The following is an 18,314-nucleotide window of genomic DNA, read 5'->3' on the forward strand; positions in this document are numbered from 1 at the left end:
GTGTTCCGGTTCTCGCTGCCAACTCCGGCCCACCGCTGCGGCGTTGAAGCGGTGGACCGGAATGTGGGACGTAGGGGGAGCGGCGGTCAGCCGTTGCGGCGCAGGGCCTCGGAGAGCCGGGCCGCCGCGTCGATCACGGCCTGCGCGTGCATCCGGCCCGGGTGGCGGGTCAGCCGCTCGATCGGGCCGGAGACGGAGACGGCCGCCACCACGCGGTTGGACGGGCCGCGTACGGGCGCCGAGACGGACGCGACGCCCGGCTCACGCTCACCGATCGACTGGGCCCAGCCACGGCGCCGTACGCCCGACAGCGCCGTCGCCGTGAAGCGGGCGCCCTGCAGACCGCGGTGCAGGCGCTCCGGCTCCTCCCAGGCCATCAGGATCTGCGCCGAGGAGCCGGCCTTCATGGTCAGCGTGGAGCCGACCGGCACGGTGTCCCGCAGTCCGGACAGCCGCTCGGCGGCCGCCACGCAGATGCGCATGTCGCCCTGCCGGCGGTAGAGCTGCGCGCTCTCGCCGGTGACGTCGCGCAGATGGGTCAGAACCGGTCCCGCCGTGGCCAGCAGGCGGTCCTCGCCGGCCGCGGCGGCGAGCTCCGCCAGCCGCGGGCCGAGGATGAACCGGCCCTGCATGTCCCTCGCCACCATCCGGTGGTGTTCCAGTGCCACGGCAAGGCGATGTGCCGTGGGTCGTGCGAGCCCTGTCGCCGCGACCAGCCCGGCGAGGGTGGCCGGACCGGACTCCAGTGCGCTCAATACCAGAGCTGCCTTGTCGAGAACGCCGACGCCGCTAGAGTTGTCCATGCAACGATACTCACGTCTCACTCTGTGAAACGCAAGTTCAAATTCTCCGAGAAGTTGCGACTCTGGATGTGCGGCCGCACAAGGGCTTGCTTCACACGCTGGGTCCGACGTGCGGACGGCGGCGCAATTGATCTCTAGTTGGGCCTGGCGACGCCGCCGGGTCGGAGGGAAAGCGATGGGTAGGACACTCGCGGAGAAGGTCTGGGACGACCACGTCGTCCGGCGCGCCGAGGGCGAGCCCGACCTCCTCTACATCGATCTGCACCTGCTGCACGAGGTGACCAGCCCCCAGGCCTTCGACGGTCTGCGCCTCAGCGGCCGGCAGGTGCGGCGCCTCGACCTCACCATCGCCACCGAGGACCACAACACCCCCACGATCGACATCGACAAGCCGATCGCCGACCCGGTCTCCCGCGCGCAGTTGGAGACGCTGCGCAAGAACTGCGCCGAGTTCGGCGTGCGGCTGCACCCGCTGGGCGACGTCGAGCAGGGTGTCGTCCACGTCGTGGGACCGCAGCTGGGCCTGACCCAGCCCGGCACCACCGTGGTCTGCGGTGACTCGCACACCTCCACGCACGGCGCTTTCGGTGCGCTGGCGTTCGGCATCGGCACCAGCCAGGTCGAGCACGTCCTGGCCACCCAGACCCTGCCGATGGCCCGCCCCAAGACCATGGCCATCACCGTGGAGGGCGAGCTGCCCGAGGGCGTCACCGCCAAGGACCTGATCCTGGCGATCATCGCCAAGATCGGCACCGGCGGCGGCCAGGGCTACGTCCTGGAGTACCGCGGCCCCGCCATCGAGAAGCTCTCGATGGAGGCCCGGATGACCATCTGCAACATGTCGATCGAGGCCGGCGCCCGCGCGGGCATGATCGCCCCGGACGAGACCACCTTCGCCTATCTGAAGGGCCGCCCCCACGCCCCCGAGGGCGAGGACTGGGACGCCGCCGTCGCGTACTGGAAGACGCTGCGCACCGACGACGACGCCGTCTTCGACGCCGAGGTCGTCATCGACGGCGCCTCCCTCTCCCCGTTCGTCACCTGGGGCACCAACCCGGGCCAGGGCGCGCCGCTGTCCGCGCACGTCCCCGACCCGGCTTCGTACGAAGACGCATCGGAGCGCCTCGCCGCCGAAAAGGCCCTGGAATACATGGGGTTGACCGCCGGGCAGCCGCTGCGCGAGATCAATGTCGACACCGTCTTCGTAGGCTCCTGCACCAACGGCCGGATCGAGGATCTGCGCGCGGTGGCCGAGGTCATCGAGGGCCGCAAAGTCGCCGACGGCGTACGGATGCTGGTCGTCCCGGGCTCCGTCCGGGTCGCCCTGCAGGCCGTCGAGGAAGGCCTGGACAAGGTCTTCAAGGAGGCCGGCGCCGAATGGCGGCACGCGGGCTGCTCGATGTGTCTGGGCATGAACCCCGACCAACTGGCGCCCGGTGAGCGCTCCGCGTCCACCTCCAACCGCAACTTCGAAGGCCGCCAGGGCAAGGGCGGACGCACCCATCTGGTCTCGCCCCAGGTCGCCGCCGCCACCGCCGTACTGGGCCATCTGGCCTCCCCGGCAGATCTGTCCGACGTCGCTACGCCCGCGGGGGTCTGAGGAACCATGGAAGCTTTCACCACACACACCGGCCGGGCCGTTCCGCTGCGCCGCAGCAACGTCGACACCGACCAGATCATCCCCGCCCACTGGCTGAAGAAGGTCACCCGCGACGGCTTCGAGGACGGACTCTTCGAGGCCTGGCGCAAGGACCCCGAGTTCGTGCTCAACCGCCCCGAGCGGCAGGGCGCCACGGTCCTGGTCGCGGGCCCCGACTTCGGCACCGGCTCCTCCCGTGAGCACGCCGTCTGGGCGCTGCAGAACTACGGCTTCAAGACCGTCATCTCCGCCCGCTTCGCCGACATCTTCCGTGGTAACTCGCTGAAGAACGGGCTGCTCACGGTGGTTCTGGAGCAGGACGTCGTGGACGCGCTGTGGGCCCTGACGGAGGCCGACCCGACCGCCGAGATCACCGTCGACCTGGAGCGCCGGAAGGTTCTCGCGGCCGGAATCGACGCCGACTTCGAACTCGACGAGAACGCCCGCTGGCGGCTCCTGAACGGCCTGGACGACATCAGCCTCACCCTTCAGAACGAAGCCGACATCGCGGCGTACGAGACCTCTCGGCCGGCCTTCAAGCCCCGTACAATTACGGCCTGAGCAGCGCTTTTCCAGGACTGCGCCCCCCACCGCCCGGTGGGGGGCGCAGTCGCTTGTTGAGACCCTGTCGGGCGACAACTCGCCCTAGATGGCACAATCGGTGCATGGAACGCGACAGCCAACTCGAGCTCTATGCGGCGGTCGCGGCCCGATTGAAGGAAGCGCACACAAGAGTGCGTGAACTGCAAGTCCCGGAGGGCGTAAGGATGGCGCTGTCCCGGAAGCTGCTGGTCGTGACGGCCGCGGCGAAGCACGATCTCAAGGACGCGGCAGCGCGTCTGGACCGGTTGATGAAGGACCTCGATGAGGGCCGATTCCCTGAAGGCGACTGACACCCGGAACTCCGCAACGAGTCCGCACCGTTGCGGCACTAGGGTGATTAGACCGTTTCGTGTTTGATTTGCGGTATATATCTGCCTAACGTGCGAAAAAGCTTGAACACTTTCGTTCTGGCAATGTCTCCGAAGGGGAAGACGTGAACAAGGCGCAGCTCGTAGAAGCGATTGCCGACAAGCTCGGCGGCCGTCAGCAGGCCGCGGACGCTGTCGACGCGGTGCTCGACGCGATCGTGCGTGCCGTGGTCGGCGGTGAGCGGGTTTCGGTCACCGGCTTCGGCTCGTTCGAGAAGGTCGACCGTCCGGCCCGGTACGCCCGTAATCCGCAGACCGGTGAGCGGGTCCGGGTCAAGAAGACCTCGGTTCCCCGCTTCCGCGCGGGCCAGGGCTTCAAGGACCTGGTCAGCGGCTCGAAGAAGCTCCCCAAGGGAGGCGAGGTCTCCGTCAAGAAGGCCCCCAAGGGCAGCCTGACCGGCGGCGCTTCCGCGACCGTCAAGAAGGCCGCGGCCAAGAAGGCCACCACCGCCAAGAAGGCGGCGGCGAAGAAGACCACCCCGGCGAAGAAGACCACCGCCAAGACCACGGCGGCCAAGAAGACCACCGCGAAGAAGACCACCGCGACGGCAAAGAAAGCCGCGCCCGCCGCCAAGAAGGCGGCCCCGGCCAAGAAGACCACGGCCACGGCCAAGAAGGCCGCCGCCAAGAAGACCGCCCCGGCGAAGAAGGCCACCGCGAAGAAGGCGCCGGCCAAGAAGACCACGGCGCGCAAGACCACCGCCAAGAAGACCACCGCGCGCAAGAAGTAAGCGGCACAAGCTCATAGGGCCACTCACACGCCGGGCCGGGCTCCCCTCGGGGGAGCCCGGCCCGCGGTGGTCCCGGCGCGGCCGCCCGCGCCCGGCCTCAGAACATCCTCAGAACGTCTGCAGCGTCACCAGCGTGATGCGCAGCCCCGCGCCCTCGCCCTCGGTCTCGATCCGCACCCGCTGCCCCGGACGCAGCAGCCGCAGACCCCCCGCGTCGAAGGCCTCGGCGGCGAACTCCACCGGGGTGCCGTCGTCGAGCAGCACACTGCCGCTGCGGGATTCGGGGTCGTACGTGTACGCGGTCGCCTGCATGTACCGCAGCCTATCGGCTCACCCGCGCCCAGCGGGCGGCCGTCCGCGGGCCCACCCCCAGCGCGAGCGCCGCCCGCAGATCCTCCCCGGTGTCCACGTCCCGGCGTACGGAATCCACCCCGGTCAGCCCGATTTCCACCGCCCCCGAAGACAAATGCCGCAGCCTCGACGCGCCCCCGAATGCGGGCCTTAATTCCACTCCCGGGCCGGCCGACAGGAATGTCGTGCCGATTTGGGCGGCATCGGAGAGAAATGCCCGGGGGAATTGTCCGGCCGCCTGAAGCACACACGCCAGTTCGGAGGGGCGCAGCGCCGGAAGATCGGCGTTGAGCGCCGCCACCGGAGCCCGGGGTCGTGATTCCCGTACCGCCCGGGCCCCGTGCGCGAGCGCCGCGTTCAGCCCGGCGGCGGGGGAGTCGGGCACGATGCGCGCCCCCAGCGCCGAGAGCGCCACCGACGCCACCGGATCGTCCGTGACGAGCACCACATCCCGCACCCCCGGGCTGGCCAGCGCCGCCGCCACCGTGTCCTGCGCGAAAGCCAGCGCGAGCCGCGGCCGCCCCCGCGCGCCAGCCGCCGCCGCGAGCCTGCTCTTGGCCAGCGCGAGCGGCTTCAGGGGCACGACCAAGGACCAGCCGTCGTCCGGATCGATGTTCATCGGGGCCCATTGTCGCCCGCCGCCCACACGACCCGGAGGGTCGGCCCCCGGGCCGGGGCGTACGGTGTTCTCGACAGACCAGGAGCCTGAGGCGACACTTGACCCCCATCAGGCCAGTTCCACAGGAAGGTGTCCGAGTGTCCCGCCGCAGAATCGGCTTCTGGTACCGCCTCGCGGCGGTCATCGCAAAACCGCCGCTGGTGGTTCTGTTCAAGCGGGACTGGCGGGGAATGGAACACATTCCGGCCGACGGCGGATTCATCACCGCCGTCAACCACAACTCCTACCTGGACCCGCTGTCCTACGCGCACTGGCAGTACAACACCGGACGGGTCCCCCGCTTCCTCGCGAAGGCCGCCTTGTTCAAGGGCTCCTTCGTCGGCATGATGCTCCGCGGCACCGGCCAGATCCCCGTCTACCGCGAGACCACCAACGCGCTGGACGCCTTCCGGGCCGCCGTCACCGCCATCGAGAAGGGCGAATGCGTCGCCTTCTACCCCGAAGGCACCCTCACCCGGGACCCCGACATGTGGCCCATGGCCGGCAAGACCGGCGCCGCCCGCGTCGCCCTGATGACCAAGGTCCCGGTCATCCCGGTCGCCCAGTGGGGCGCCAACCTGGCCATGCCGCCGTACGCCAAGGAGAACAAGCTGCGGCTGTTCCCCCGCAAGACCCTGATCGTGCAGGCCGGACCGCCCGTCGACCTCTCCCGCTTCTACGGCCTCGAGCCCACGCCCGACGTGCTGCGCGAGGCCACCGAGGTCATCATGGCGGCGATCACCGCACAGCTGGCGGACGTACGGGGCGAGAAGGCCCCCGACCAGCCGTACGACCACCGCAAGGCGCGGTTGGAGCAGCGGCGCAAGGCCGCGGGAGAGGGAAAGAAGTGACTCGACCCGTCAAGGCCGCCGTCTTCGGAACGGGCTCCTGGGGCACCGCCTTCGGCATGGTCCTCGCCGACGCGGGCTGCGAGGTGACCCTCTGGGGCCGCCGCCAGGAACTCGCCGACGCGGTCAACAAGACCCGCACCAACCCGGACTACCTGCCCGGCATCGAGCTCCCGGCCAACCTGCGCGCCACCACCGACCCCGTCGAGGCCGCGCGCGACGCCGACTTCACCGTCCTCGCCGTGCCCTCCCAGACGCTGCGCGGCAACCTCGCCGCCTGGACGCCCGAACTCGCCCCCGGCACCGTCCTCGTCTCCCTCATGAAGGGCATCGAACTCGGCACCGCCAAGCGGATGAGCGAGGTCGTCCAGGAGGTCGCCGGCGTCTCCCCGGACCGGGTCGCCGTCGTCACCGGCCCCAACCTCGCCAAGGAGATCGCCAGCCGCATGCCGGCCGCCGCGGTGGTCGCCTGCCGCGACGAGGCCGTCGCCCAGCGCCTCCAGGCCGCCTGCCACACCCCGTACTTCCGCCCGTACACCAACACCGACGTGGTCGGCTGCGAACTGGGCGGCGCCGTCAAGAACGTCATCGGGCTCGCCGTCGGCATCGCAGACGGCATGGGACTCGGCGACAACGCCAAGGGCTCCCTCATCACCCGCGGACTGGCCGAGACCACCCGGCTCGGGCTCGCCATGGGCGCCGACCCGCTCACCTTCTCCGGCCTCGCCGGACTCGGCGACCTCGTCGCCACCTGCTCCTCGCCGCTCTCCCGCAACCACACCTTCGGCACCAACCTCGGCCGCGGCATGACCCTGCAGGAGACCATCGCGGTCACCAAGCAGACCGCCGAGGGCGTCAAGTCCTGTGAATCGGTGCTGGATCTGGCCCGCCGCCACGGCGTCGACATGCCCATCACCGAGACCGTCGTCGGCATCGTCCACGAGGGCAAGCCCCCCATGGTCGCCCTCAAGGAGCTGATGGGCCGCACAGCCAAGCCCGAGCGGCACTGATCCGACCCGCCCCGGTCCACACCTTTTCGTCACCCTTCACCACCGGAATCGGTGCGGCGCGGGAATCCTCCCACGCCCACCGAGCGGGTACGCTCAACCCGATATGAGCAGCGAGAACCTCCCCACCAGCACCGGGCGCAAGCCGCGCGTGGCCGTCGTCTTCGGCGGACGCAGCTCCGAGCACGCCATCTCCGTCGTCACGGCCGGCGCCGTCCTGCGCGCCATCGACCGGAGCAAGTACGACGTGCTCCCCATCGGCATCACCGCCGACGGCCGCTGGGCCGTCACCGCGGACGCGCCGGAGCGGATGGCCATCACCGACCGCGCCCTGCCCAGCGTCGACGAGCTGGCCGAGTCGGAGCGGGGCGGCGTGATCCTGCCCGTCGACCCGGCCTCCCGCGAAGTCGTCCTCACCGAGCCCGGGGCCGTCCCCCAGGCCCTCGGCGAGGTCGACGTCGTCTTCCCCGTGCTGCACGGCCCCTACGGCGAGGACGGCACCCTCCAGGGCCTGCTGGAGCTCTCCGGCATCCCGTACGTCGGCGCCGGCGTCCTCGCCTCCGCCGTCGGCCAGGACAAGGAGTACATGAAGCGCGTCTTCGTCTCCTTCGGCCTGCCCGTCGGCCCGTACGTCGTCGTCCGCCCCCGCGAGTGGGAGCAGAACCCCGCGACGGCCCGCAAGCGGATCGTCGAGTTCGCCGCCGACCACGGCTGGCCGCTCTTCGTGAAGCCGGCCCGCGGCGGCTCCTCCATGGGCATCACCAAGGTCGACGACCTCGCCGGCCTCGACGACGCCATCGAGGAGGCCCGCCGCCACGACCCCAAGATCCTCGTCGAGTCGCTGCTGCGCGGCCGCGAGATCGAGTGCGGTGTGCTGGAGTTCGAGGACGGACCACGCGCCAGCGTGCCCGCCGAGATCCCGCCCGTCACCGACCACGACTTCTACGACTTCGAGGCCAAGTACATCGACTCGGCGTCCGGGCTCGTGCCCGCCCCGATCGGCGACGAGGCCACCGCCGAGGTGCAGCGGCTCGCCGTCGCCGCCTTCGAGGCGGTGTCCTGCGAGGGCCTGGTCCGCGCGGACTTCTTCCTCACCGAGGACGGGCAGTTCGTGATCAACGAGATCAACACCATGCCCGGCTTCACGCCGATCTCCATGTACCCACGGATGTGGGAGGAGAGCGGTGTGTCCTACCCGGAGCTGGTCGACCGGCTCATCCAGGCCGCGCTGAACCGCTCCACCGGCCTGCGCTAGCGCGCTAGAGGCTCGGCGGGACCGCCTTCTTCACGGCGGGGGCGAGCTCCATCAGCGGCGCCACATCGGTGAACCGACCGTCCAGGGTCACCTCGACATACGTCATGCGGTACGTCGAGGTGACCTTGGTCCCGCCGCCCTCCGGCTTCTCGATCATCCAGTCCACGCCACCGACCGTCGCGCCCGGAGCCCGGACGTCGTTCAGCTTTTCGGGCCGGGGGACCCCGCAGCGCAGTACGATCGCCGCATCCCCCCACCCGGCGGTCAGCTCGGACTCCGGCTCCGGATCCTTCCGGTCGAGCCCCGCCACGGTCCTGGGAAGCTCCTCGTGCAGCGCACGGCAGAAGGCGGCTTCCCCGGCCGGCGGGCTGGGAACCGCGACCGAGGCGGCCGAGCCGCCGAAGGAGCAGCCCGAGACGGCCAGCAGCACGGCCGCTGCGGCGACGGGCAGGCGAACGAGCCGGTGGGAAGTCATCACCGGCCAAGGGTAGACGGGGGCTACAGATGCACGACCGGGCAGGTCAGGGTGCGCGTGATGCCCTCCACTTGCTGGACCTTCGCGACCACCATGCGTCCCAGATCGTCCACCGTGTCGGCCTGGGCGCGCACGATGACGTCATAGGGACCCGTCACGTCCTCTGCCTGGATCACCCCCGGGATCTTGGAGATGGTCTCGGCGACGGTCGACGCCTTGCCCACCTCGGTCTGGATGAGGATGTACGCCTGTACCACGGAACCTCCAGGGCGGCCACGAGGATCTTGTGGAGAGATAAAGGGACGCCACGGTACCGCGTCGCCGCGGGCCACGGGGAGACCTCCGCACTCGGCGGCGCTCGCAGCGTGGCGTACGGAAGACAGAAGTTGACGGTCGATTCGACCGTACCGACAGCCGCGGATCCCCGCGACCGCAAGCCCGGTGGGGCGTTCGGGCGACGGGGATGCGACGCTGCTCCCGGGTTCCCCGGGCGCTCCGGGGACCGGCCGTCTCGACGACCGGGCCCGGCCGGCACGACGACAAGAGGTGAGACTCGGTGAAGGGCACAGTCGGCGAGTTGGGGGAGTTCGGGCTCATCAGGGAGCTCACCTCCCGGCTCACCACCACCCCCGCGGTACGGATCGGGCCCGGCGACGACGCCGCCGTGGTCTCCGCACCCGACCGGCGCGTGGTGGCCAGCACGGACATCCTGCTCGAAGGGCGGCACTTCCGCCGCGACTGGTCCACGGCGTACGACGTCGGCCGCAAGGCGGCCGCGCAGAACCTCGCGGACATCGCCGCCATGGGCGCCGTGCCCACCGCGCTCCTGCTCGGCCTGGTCGTCCCCGCCGAGCTCCCCGTCACCTGGCCCACCGAGCTCATGGACGGCCTGCGCGACGAATGCCAGGTGGCCGGAGCGGCCGTCGTCGGCGGGGACGTGGTCCGCGGCGACACCATCACCGTCGCCATCACCGCCCTCGGCGACCTGCGCAACCACGACCCGGTCACCCGGGCCGGCGCCCAGCCCGGCGACGTCGTCGCCTACACCGGCTGGCTGGGCTGGTCCGCGGCCGGCTACGCGGTGCTCTCGCGCGGCTTCCGCTCCCCGCGCGCCTTCGTCGAGGCCCACCGGCGGCCCGAGCCGCCGTACCACGCGGGCCCCGCGGCCGCCGGGCTCGGCGCCACCGCCATGTGCGACGTCAGCGACGGCCTGATCGCCGACCTCGGGCACATCGCCGAGGCCAGCAAGGTCCGTATCGACCTGCGCTCGGGCCTGATCGACATCCCCACGCAGATGAACGACATCGGCCAGGCCGTCGGCGTCGACCCGCTCCAGTGGGTGCTGACCGGGGGAGAGGACCACGCGATCGTCGCGACCTTCCCGCCGGACGTGAAGCTGCCGGCCCGCTGGAAGGTCATCGGGGAGGTGCTCAACCCCTCCGCGCTGCCGCAGGTGACCGTCGACGGCGCCCCCTGGCACAGCACGGGCGGCTGGGACCACTTCGGGGAGACCGAGTGACCCGCCCGCCGCTGGTCCTCACCGTCGCCGGATCCGACTCCGGCGGCGGGGCCGGCATCCAGGCCGACCTCAAGACGATGCTGGCGCTCGGCACGCACGGCATGAGCGTGATCACCGCCGTCACCGCCCAGAACTCCCTGGGCGTCCAGGGCGCCTGGGAACTGCCTGTGGAGGCCGTACGGGCGCAGTACCGCGCCGTCGTCGACGACATCGGTGTCCAGGCGGTCAAGACCGGCATGCTCGCCTCGGCGCCGCTCGTGGAGACCGTGGCCGAGCTCCTCGCGGACACGGACGCGCCCGTGGTCGTCGACCCGGTCGGTGTCTCCAAGCACGGCGACAGCCTGCTGGCCGCCTCGGCGCTCGACTCCGTACGCGAGCGGCTGCTGCCCGTCGCCACCGTCGCCACCCCCAACCTGGACGAGGTCGCCCAGCTGACCGGCGTCGAGGTCCATGCGGAGGGCGACCTGCGGCGGGCGGCCGACGCCGTGCTCGGCTTCGGGCCGCGCTGGGCGCTCATCAAGGGCGGGCATCTCGCCGGGGACGCGGTGGACCTGCTCACCGACGGCACCGGGGAGCACTGGCTGCGGGCGCCCCGCCTCGACAACCGGCACACCCACGGCACCGGCTGCACGCTGGCCTCGGCGATCGCGGCGGGCCTGGCGAAGGGCGAGGACGTCCCGACGGCCGTCGCGGCCGCCAAGAAGTACGTGACGGGGGCGATAGCGGCCGGGTTCGCGCTCGGCGCGGGCATCGGCCCGGTGGACCATGGCTGGCGCTTCCGCTAGCGGTGGTTCACGGGGGAAAGCGAAAAGCCGGTCCACCGTGAGGTGGACCGGCTTTCAAGGCAACCGCAGGGGCTGCGCTACGACGAAACGTCGCGGGGATCATCCCCGCGTACGCGGGGAACATCACCTTAGCGCGAGACCTTGCCGGCCTTGATGCACGAGGTGCAGACGTTGAGCCGCTTCGGCGTCCGACCGACCACGGCACGCACGCGCTGGATGTTCGGGTTCCAGCGACGGGACGTACGGCGGTGCGAGTGCGAAATGTTGTTGCCGAAGCCCGGCCCCTTGCCGCAGACGTCGCAGTTGGCAGCCACGGGTCACTCCAAAGACTTCAGATGCACTTACAGTGAAATCCGGCGTGCCGGAATCAGATCGAAGTGACTGAAGTGGCAGTACCGGGGAATGGCCCGACTCTCGTCGGGCAACCGAAGCAGCATACAACGGCCGCGTCGGTAGAACGAAACTACCATGTCTTGCCCGGTCACCACCTCGGCCCCCGCCCCCTGACCGGGGCCGACGAGGTCTACGCTGCGAGGCAGCCGCCCCCGCCGCCGAAAGCCGAACAAGGAGGCCCGCCAGGTGCCGCAGACCCTCGACGCCGCAGTGGTCCGAACCTGGAGCTCACTGGCGCTGCAGGCGCTCGGCAGGGAGCGCGAGGAGATCGACGCGATCAACGTCTATCCGGTCGCGGACGGGGACACCGGCACCAACCTCTATCTGACCCTCGAATCCGCGGCGCAGGCCGTCGAGGCGGTCTTCACGGCGTACGAGCCAGGCCCGGTCGAGGCCGGCGACGCGGTACGGGCCATGGCGCACGGCGCCCTCCTCGGCGCCCGGGGCAACTCCGGGACGATCCTCTCCCAGCTGCTGCGCGGCATGGCCGAGGTGCTGTCGGCCGGCAGTGACGGCGATCACCTCGTACGGGCGCTGTGCACGGCGGCGGAGGCGGCCCGGCAGGCGGTCGCGCACCCTGTCGAGGGCACCATCCTCAGCGTCGCCACCGCGGCGGCGGCCGCGGCGCGCGGCGACGACCTGGCGGGGGTGGCCCGCAGTGCGTACGACGGGGCCAGGGCGGCCCTGGAGGCGACCCCTCGCCAGCTGGCCGTGCTGGAACGGGCGGGCGTCGTCGACGCCGGCGGCCGGGGCCTGGTGACCGTGCTCGGCGCGCTGGTGGAGGCGGTGTCCGGGGAGGCGCCGCCGCGTACGGTACGGGCGGCGCGCGCCGCGGCCCTGCCGCTGCCGGAGGCATGCGAGCCGGGCGGCCCCGCCTTCGAGGTCATCTACCTCCTGGAGGCCGACGACGAGGCCGTGGCCCGGTTGAAGAGCCGCCTCGACGGGCTCGGCGACTCCCTGGTCGTGGTGGGCGGCGACGGCCTGTGGAACGTCCACGTCCATGTCGACGACGCGGGCGCGGCGGTCGAGGCGGGCGTGGAGGCGGGCCGGCCGTACCGGATCCGGATCACCCACTTCGGAGGCGAGCCGCTGCCGCCGGCCCGCGAGCAGGTCCAGCGGGCCGTGGTGGCCGTCGTCCCGGGCGAGGGCCTGGCGGGCCTGTGCGCCGACGCGGGCGCCACGACCGTCCTCGCCAGGCCCGGGGAGCCCCCGGCCAGCGGAGAACTCCTCGACGCGATTCGCCGGGCGCACGCGCGCGAGGTGGTCCTGCTCCCCAACGACGCGGACCTGCGCCACCCGGCGGCCGCGGCGGCCGAACAAGCCCGCGCCGAGGGCATCCGCGTCGCCCTCATCCCCACCCGCGCGGCCGTCCAGGGCATCGCGGCCCTCGCCGTCCACGAACCGGACCGCCGCTTCGACGAGGACGTCGTCGCCATGACAGCGGCGGCCGGCGCGACCCGCTACGGCGAACTCGCCGTCGCCGAGCACCAGTCCTTCACCTCGGCCGGCGTCTGCCAGGCCGGCGACATCCTGGGCCTGATCGACGGCGACGTCGCCGTCATCGGCCAAGACCTCCAGAACACGGCGACAACGGTCCTGGACCGCATGCTCGCGGCGGGCGGCGAACTGGTCACCCTGATCCTCGCGGACGAGATCCCCGAGTCCCTCTCGGAATCCCTCCAAACCCACGTCCGGGACGGCCACCTGGCGGTGGACACCACGACGTACCGCGCGGGGCGGGGGGCACCGCCGCTGCTGATCGGCGTGGAGTAGGGAGCGGGCGGCGGGGGAGCGCCGTGCTTTGGGCCGCGCCGACACCCGCCCCGGAACGGGCCCCGCGCGCGAGGCCCCGGAACGGGCCCCGCGCGCGAAGCTGCCGCGTTCGGGGTTCGGGGCCCCGCCCCCGGAACGCCCCCCGGCGCGGAACCGCCGCCCGGGCGGGAGGTCCCGCCCCGTCGCGGCGCGAAGCTGCCGCCCGGGGGTTCGGGGCCGGCCCGGCCCCGGCGGACGTGCTCCGCGCGGGCATCGCCGTCCCCATGAACGGTCCCCGCCGCGCCGCGGGCCGGTCACGGCGCCCGCGGACGTGCCCCGGGACCCCCGCGGCGCGGAGCTGCCGCCCCGGGGGCACGGGGGCGGAGCCCCCCGGTCCCGTCAGGGTTTCGGGGAGGGGTGGGGTGGGGGGAAACCCCTCACAGCGACCGGGCCTCGCGGAGGATGGATTCCGCCTCCGCCCGGCGCGACTCCGCCACCTCGCCCTCCGCCGACTCGTAGCGCTCCCGCACCGCCCCCGCCCGCGCCGCCGCCGACGACGGTTCCGAGAGGTCCAGGAGCAGCCACGCCGCCAGCAGGTCCGCGCCCGTGCGCTGGTCAGTGAAGGCCGGGCCCGCCTCGGCGAATGTGGTGGCCGCGAGGTCGACCCAGGTGAGGGCCTCGCGGAGGTCGGGGTCCTCGGCGCGGGCGAGCAGCTCGCCGGTCTGGCGGTACGTGGCGGCGAGCTCGGCGCGCAGACGGTCCGCCGCCTCCCCCGACGCCCCCGCCAGCGCCGCCTCGCACTCCCCGGCCGCCTCCGCCATGCGCTCGCGGCCCGCCGCGCCCCCGGCCACCCAGCCCCGTATCCGCAGCGTCCGCACGAGCGCGTGGACGTCGCCCAGCTCCCGCCAGAGCTCGGCGGCCCGCCCGTACGCCCGCTCCGCCTCCGGCAGCAGCTCCGCGCGGTACAGCGCCCGGCCCGCGAGCCCCGCCAGCGTCGCGTGGTCCCACTGCTCCGGCCACCCGCTGGCGAGATCCGCGGCCCGCAGCCAGTGCTCCGCCGCCGCCCGCGGCTCGTCGAGGGCCATCAGGCACTCCCCGAGCCACCACAGGGTCTGCACGACCATGCCGTCCCCGTGCTCCTCGACGGTCAGGTCGGTCAGCACGGCCTCCAGGATCGCCGCCGCCTCCGCCGTACTGCCCATGCGCAGCAGCCAGCCACCCAGCTGATGCCGGGAGTACGCGCCGAAGTGGCTCTCGCCCGCCTCGTCCGCCCAGTGCGCCGCCTCCAGGGCGTGATCCGTGGCCTGCCCGAACTCCCCGGTCTCGGCCAGGACTTCGGCGAGCTGCTGATGGAGCCGGGCGTGCCACAGCGCCTCCACGTACGGCCCGCCGTGTTCCAGCGCCGCCCGGGCCGCCCGCTCGGCGGTCTCCAGGTCGCCCAGCCGGCGCGCGGCCGAGGCCAACCGGGCCTCCGCCTCGACGGCGTACCACGGCAGCCCCGCCGCGTGGAAAACCTCCGCGGCGCGCGCGTAGTGCCCGACCGCGCCCGCCAGATCGCCGGAGCGCGCCGCGAGATCGCCCCGCAGGGACCGGGCCTCGGCGGCCCGATCCGCGACCGACGCGTCCCGCCCATGGGCCGCGGCGAACTCCTCCAGCGCGGTGAGCGCTTCCTCGACGGTGCCGTCGTCGGCCACCTCCAGGAGCGCCATCCGGATCCGGGCCCGGTACAGGAGGCCACCGGAGACCTCCCGGGGCGCGGCCAGACCCTCCGCGTGCAGCGTGAGCAGCCGGGCCACGGCCTGCTCCACCCCGCGCAGCGCCTCATCGGGCCGCTCGTCCAGCGCGTGCAGGAACGCCGCCCGGGCCAGCGCGGCCGCGGCCCTGGCCGGTTCCCCCGCCGCTTCGTACCCCCGCGCCGCGTCGTGGAAGAGCGCGATCGCCTCGGCCGGTTCACCGTCGTGGGCCATCGCCGCATGGTCGTCCAGCTCCGCCCGGGCGAGGCCGTCCAGGCTCTCCAAGGCCGCCGCGTCCGCCGCCACCGCTCTCCGGAGCCGCGCCCACGCCCCGCGCGCGTCCGGGTACCGGGCCGCCGAGAGCCGGCGCGCGTCGGCGAGCAGTTCCTCGACCCGGACCGGCTCCCCGGCCGAAGCGGGAGCCGATGAGGGAGCCGAAGCGGGAGCAGGCGCGCCCGCCCGTACCGCCCGTACCCCCAGCGGCAGCCGCTCCATCAGCGGCGCCTGCGCCATCCGCTCCCGTACGAGCGTGCTCACCCGGTCCGTGCCGTTGCGCTCGTCGAACCGCGCCGCGATCGCCAGCGCCTCCCCGCGCGCGTGCCCCGCCAGAGCCCGGGCCGTCCACCGCGTCCCCGCCGGCCCCGGCACCTCGCGCTCGCCGTGGCCCAGCGCGACCAGCCGGTCCATCAGCAGCGCCGCGACGGACAGGAAGTCCATCTGGCTGTCCGGGTCACCGCTGTCGGTGAAGTACGCCGGCCGCTCGGCCAGGATCTCAAGACCCCGCGCCTCGTTCCCGGTGAGCGCGCAGAACTCGATGTGCAGCGCCACCGCGCCCCGCATGCTCTCCAGCGGCCGCACCAGCCGGTAGCCGCGCAGATGGTGCGCGCGGGCCCGGTCGCCCTCGCCGAGCCGCACCAGCGGCAGCAGCGAGGACGCGAGCACCGCGTGCGGCTCATGGGCGCAGGTGTGCTCGCCCTCCAGCACCGGCGCCCAGATCTCCAGCGCCTTCTCGTCGGCGCCCAGCTCCGTCTGCCAGCCCCCCTGGCCGTGCAGCTCGCACGCGTGGCAGTCCGCCATGTCGTCCCGGTCCGCGGCGAGCCACGCCGCGTACGCCCGCTGCGCGCGCTCCAGGTCCCCCAGATGCCGGGCGACCCGGAACTCGCCCTGCCGTACGGCCCGTTCCGAATGCCCGGCCAGGCGGTAGCGGTGCTCCATCTCGCCGAGCCACTTCTCGATGGCGGCGAGCGGAATGTGCGGCTGGTCCAGCATTCCGCTGGAGACCCACTTGAAGACCCAGTGCAGCGCATGGGTCTCGTACGCGTCGAAGTCCTCCGGCCGCTCGTCCCACATCCGCAGCAGCCGCGCGAAGGGGACGAACATCTTCGCCTTCTCGGAGCTGTAGTTGTAGACCTGCAGCTGGTGGCCGAGGGCCTCGATGACCGCCAGGGGTTCGCCGATCCCCTCGGCCTCGGCGAGCAGCCGCTCCGCGCGCGCGTTGCGCGCGGGACCCTCCGGCTGGGCGTAGTTGTCGCGCATCGCCTCACGCAGCGCGTCGATGGTCAGGGTCATCCGTCGGCCTCCTCACTTCTGCCGGGGGTGTGCGTGGCCCATTCCAGAAGGCCCAGGAACGCGCGGTTGAGCAGGGCGGAGTCCGCGGGCCGCAGCGGCCGCCGGGCCATCAGCAGCGCCTGCCCGTACAGCGCCTCGACGGCAGGCGCGGCCAGCGCCGGTTCGCCGAGCCCGCCGACCCGGCGGACCAGCGGATTGAGGTGGTTGAGGACGAGCCGGGCCCGCGGCGCGCTGCCGCGCAGCGAGCCGAGAATGCCCGCCCACAGGTCGTCGGCCTGCTCCTCCGCGTCGGCACGGGCCTGCTCATGGCGGGCCGTCCGGTCGTCGAGGTGGAGCGCGGGCACGGTCAGGGGGTGGAAGGAACGCAGGGACACATCACAGCCGAGCGGATCAAGCGTGGCACGCGCCACTGACAAGAACCCCGCCAGCGCCAGCTCGGCGTCCGGATCGACCGCGTCCAGATGGGCCGTGACCGTGTCCGCGTCCAGCTCCGCGACGGCCGTCCCCGGCCGGGCCTCCGGCAGCCGCTCGACCAGCTCGGTGTCGTACGTGTAGCCGCCGTTGACCACGCCGATCCCCTGCGCCGACGCGATCGGCGCGACCTGCCGGAACTCCTCGACGGTCCGGGTGTAGTGGATCACCGGGTGGCGCCGGGCGAACTCCTCCAGCGACAGCCGCCCGTCGGTCGTCTCGAACGGCAGCCACGGCAGCATCGTCCGCAGCATCTGCGGATCGTGCCGGGCCAGCGACTTCACCCCCAGGTGGTGCACCGCGAGGAACTGCGCCAGCCGCTCCGGGTCGCCGGCCGCGAGACCGGTGAGCCACTCCCGTATCCGCTCCCCGAGGGCCTCACGCACCGCCGCCAGGGTCTCGTCCGCGTACAGCGCCTCCCGGGAGGCGGTGGGCCGCAGACAGTCCGTGTCCAGGACGCACCGCACGAAGAACGCCCACTCCGGCAGGAGTTCGTCCGCCCGGTCCGTGAGCAGCATCCCCTTCAGATGGACCCGGTGCCCCGCCCGCCGCGCGGGACTCACCGCCGACGGCAAGACGTAGGCGACACCGCGGACCCCCGCGAGCGGCAGGTCCAGATCGATCGAGTCGAGCGGCGCGAAGCCGAACAGGTCGTGGCAGTGACCGGCGAGCGCCACCCTGCGGGCCGCCGGACTCGGATACGTACGGTCCCAGGGCGCGGGCCGCTCCGTCACCGCGGCTTCACCGACCCGTACGTCGTACGGGAGGAGGGAGCCGAAGTCCCGGGCCAGGGACAGCACCCGCTCCTCGGCCAGCCAGTCCCCGCAGCCCGGCCGCGCGGTCAGGTGCACACTGGTGCCGGGCTCGGTCCGCGCCCCGTCCGGGAGCGTACGGACGGTGTACGAGCCGTCGTCGCGGGCCACCCACTCCACGGGCGGCGCCCCAGGCGTCCGCGCCGACCGGCTCACCACCCGGATCTCGGCGGCGACGACGAAACAGGCGAGCAGTCCGATGCCGAACTGCCCCAGGAACTCGGCCCGCGCCGACGCGATGCCCTCGGCCCCGCCGCGCTTGGAACTGCGGCCGATCGTCGCCAGCAGGCTGTGCACGTCCTGCTCGGTCAGACCGATGCCGCTGTCCTCGACGCGCAGATGGCCGCCCTCCGCGTACAGGCGCACCCGCGCCGGGGAGTCCGGCTGCTCGGCACGGCGGGCCGTGATCGCGTCCACGGCGTTCTGCAGCAACTCGCGCAGATACACCTTGGGGCTCGAATAGAGATGGTGGGAGAGAAGGTCCACCAGGCCGCGCAGATCGACCTGGAAGGTGTGCGGTGTGTGATCAGCAGTCATCGTCG

Annotated in this window: 18 protein-coding genes; 10 read left to right on the plus strand and 8 right to left on the minus strand. The window is 72.6% G+C overall.

What is annotated here, in order from left to right; all coding sequences use genetic code 11:
• Nucleotides 1-86: 86 nt before the first annotated feature.
• Entirely contained in the window at nt 87-803 is a 717-nt protein-coding gene (gene ndgR / locus ACZ7LT_RS31155; RefSeq protein ID WP_005311436.1) for an IclR family transcriptional regulator NdgR, read from the minus strand.
• Nucleotides 804-978: 175 nt separating this feature from the next.
• Between ndgR and leuC the strand changes: the two genes are divergently transcribed.
• The 4 genes from leuC (at nt 979) to ACZ7LT_RS31175 (ending at nt 4,144) form a co-directional block, all read left to right on the plus strand.
• Nucleotides 979-2,403, plus strand: a complete 1,425-nt coding sequence (leuC, locus tag ACZ7LT_RS31160; RefSeq protein ID WP_471239466.1) for a 3-isopropylmalate dehydratase large subunit — start codon at nt 979-981, stop codon at nt 2,401-2,403.
• A 6-nt stretch (nt 2,404-2,409) separates the two neighbouring features.
• Nucleotides 2,410-3,003 (plus strand): 3-isopropylmalate dehydratase small subunit, encoded by a 594-nt coding sequence (gene leuD, locus ACZ7LT_RS31165; RefSeq protein WP_019889739.1) that lies wholly within the window; start codon nt 2,410-2,412, stop codon nt 3,001-3,003.
• Between the two features lie 104 nt (nt 3,004-3,107).
• The gene (locus ACZ7LT_RS31170) at nt 3,108-3,335 is read left to right on the plus strand and encodes an SCO5555 family protein (protein WP_471239467.1); all 228 of its coding nucleotides are present in this window, start codon (nt 3,108-3,110) and stop codon (nt 3,333-3,335) included.
• Nucleotides 3,336-3,478: 143 nt separating this feature from the next.
• On the plus strand, nt 3,479-4,144 hold the full coding sequence (locus ACZ7LT_RS31175; RefSeq protein ID WP_471239468.1) for an HU family DNA-binding protein: 666 nt from the start codon (nt 3,479-3,481) through the stop codon (nt 4,142-4,144).
• 108 nt (nt 4,145-4,252) lie between these two features.
• Here the strand turns inward: ACZ7LT_RS31175 and ACZ7LT_RS31180 are convergent, their stop codons facing one another.
• Together ACZ7LT_RS31180 and cofC are read right to left on the minus strand one after the other, a co-directional pair.
• Nucleotides 4,253-4,456, minus strand: coding sequence for a hypothetical protein (locus ACZ7LT_RS31180; protein ID WP_471239469.1), 204 nt, complete (start codon nt 4,454-4,456; stop codon nt 4,253-4,255).
• 10 nt (nt 4,457-4,466) lie between these two features.
• Nucleotides 4,467-5,114 carry a 2-phospho-L-lactate guanylyltransferase gene (cofC, locus tag ACZ7LT_RS31185; RefSeq protein WP_471239470.1) on the minus strand — a complete coding sequence of 216 codons (648 nt, stop codon included), beginning with the start codon at nt 5,112-5,114 and terminating at the stop codon, nt 4,467-4,469.
• 137 nt (nt 5,115-5,251) lie between these two features.
• On the opposite strand from cofC, the gene ACZ7LT_RS31190 reads away from it, so the two are divergent.
• From ACZ7LT_RS31190 to ACZ7LT_RS31200, 3 genes are all read left to right on the plus strand, one after another.
• Entirely contained in the window at nt 5,252-6,004 is a 753-nt protein-coding gene (locus ACZ7LT_RS31190; RefSeq protein ID WP_471239471.1) for a lysophospholipid acyltransferase family protein, read from the plus strand.
• Entirely contained in the window at nt 6,001-7,011 is a 1,011-nt protein-coding gene (locus tag ACZ7LT_RS31195) for an NAD(P)H-dependent glycerol-3-phosphate dehydrogenase (protein WP_471239472.1), read from the plus strand. The genes ACZ7LT_RS31190 and ACZ7LT_RS31195 overlap by 4 nt, the downstream gene beginning before the upstream one ends.
• 103 nt (nt 7,012-7,114) lie before the next feature.
• Nucleotides 7,115-8,263 carry a D-alanine--D-alanine ligase family protein gene (locus tag ACZ7LT_RS31200; protein ID WP_471239473.1) on the plus strand — a complete coding sequence of 383 codons (1,149 nt, stop codon included), beginning with the start codon at nt 7,115-7,117 and terminating at the stop codon, nt 8,261-8,263.
• Nucleotides 8,264-8,267: 4 nt separating this feature from the next.
• Here the strand turns inward: ACZ7LT_RS31200 and ACZ7LT_RS31205 are convergent, their stop codons facing one another.
• Both ACZ7LT_RS31205 and ACZ7LT_RS31210 read right to left on the minus strand, forming a co-directional pair.
• Nucleotides 8,268-8,738, minus strand: coding sequence for a DUF3515 domain-containing protein (locus ACZ7LT_RS31205; protein WP_471239599.1), 471 nt, complete (start codon nt 8,736-8,738; stop codon nt 8,268-8,270).
• A gap of 23 nt (nt 8,739-8,761) precedes the next feature.
• Nucleotides 8,762-8,995: an Lrp/AsnC family transcriptional regulator gene (locus ACZ7LT_RS31210; protein ID WP_019889749.1), complete on the minus strand. Its 234-nt coding sequence runs from the start codon at nt 8,993-8,995 to the stop codon at nt 8,762-8,764.
• Between the two features lie 299 nt (nt 8,996-9,294).
• On the opposite strand from ACZ7LT_RS31210, the gene ACZ7LT_RS31215 reads away from it, so the two are divergent.
• Nucleotides 9,295-10,257, plus strand: coding sequence for a thiamine-phosphate kinase (locus tag ACZ7LT_RS31215; RefSeq protein ID WP_471239474.1), 963 nt, complete (start codon nt 9,295-9,297; stop codon nt 10,255-10,257).
• Nucleotides 10,254-11,042, plus strand: a complete 789-nt coding sequence (thiD, locus tag ACZ7LT_RS31220; RefSeq protein ID WP_471239475.1) for a bifunctional hydroxymethylpyrimidine kinase/phosphomethylpyrimidine kinase — start codon at nt 10,254-10,256, stop codon at nt 11,040-11,042. The genes ACZ7LT_RS31215 and thiD overlap by 4 nt, the downstream gene beginning before the upstream one ends.
• A 128-nt stretch (nt 11,043-11,170) precedes the next feature.
• Here thiD and rpmB read toward each other — a convergent pair whose 3' ends face one another.
• Entirely contained in the window at nt 11,171-11,356 is a 186-nt protein-coding gene (rpmB, locus tag ACZ7LT_RS31225) for a 50S ribosomal protein L28 (protein ID WP_003957616.1), read from the minus strand.
• Nucleotides 11,357-11,621: 265 nt separating this feature from the next.
• Between rpmB and ACZ7LT_RS31230 the strand changes: the two genes are divergently transcribed.
• Nucleotides 11,622-13,208 (plus strand): DAK2 domain-containing protein, encoded by a 1,587-nt coding sequence (locus tag ACZ7LT_RS31230; RefSeq protein ID WP_471239476.1) that lies wholly within the window; start codon nt 11,622-11,624, stop codon nt 13,206-13,208.
• A gap of 416 nt (nt 13,209-13,624) precedes the next feature.
• Here the strand turns inward: ACZ7LT_RS31230 and ACZ7LT_RS31235 are convergent, their stop codons facing one another.
• Together ACZ7LT_RS31235 and ACZ7LT_RS31240 are read right to left on the minus strand one after the other, a co-directional pair.
• Nucleotides 13,625-16,489, minus strand: a complete 2,865-nt coding sequence (locus ACZ7LT_RS31235) for a tetratricopeptide repeat protein (protein WP_471239477.1) — start codon at nt 16,487-16,489, stop codon at nt 13,625-13,627.
• On the minus strand, nt 16,486-18,309 hold the full coding sequence (locus ACZ7LT_RS31240) for an HSP90 family protein (RefSeq protein WP_471239478.1): 1,824 nt from the start codon (nt 18,307-18,309) through the stop codon (nt 16,486-16,488). The genes ACZ7LT_RS31235 and ACZ7LT_RS31240 overlap by 4 nt, the downstream gene beginning before the upstream one ends.
• Nucleotides 18,310-18,314 lie beyond the last annotated feature (5 nt).

This window comes from Streptomyces sp. NPDC039465 (genome assembly GCF_055639315.1).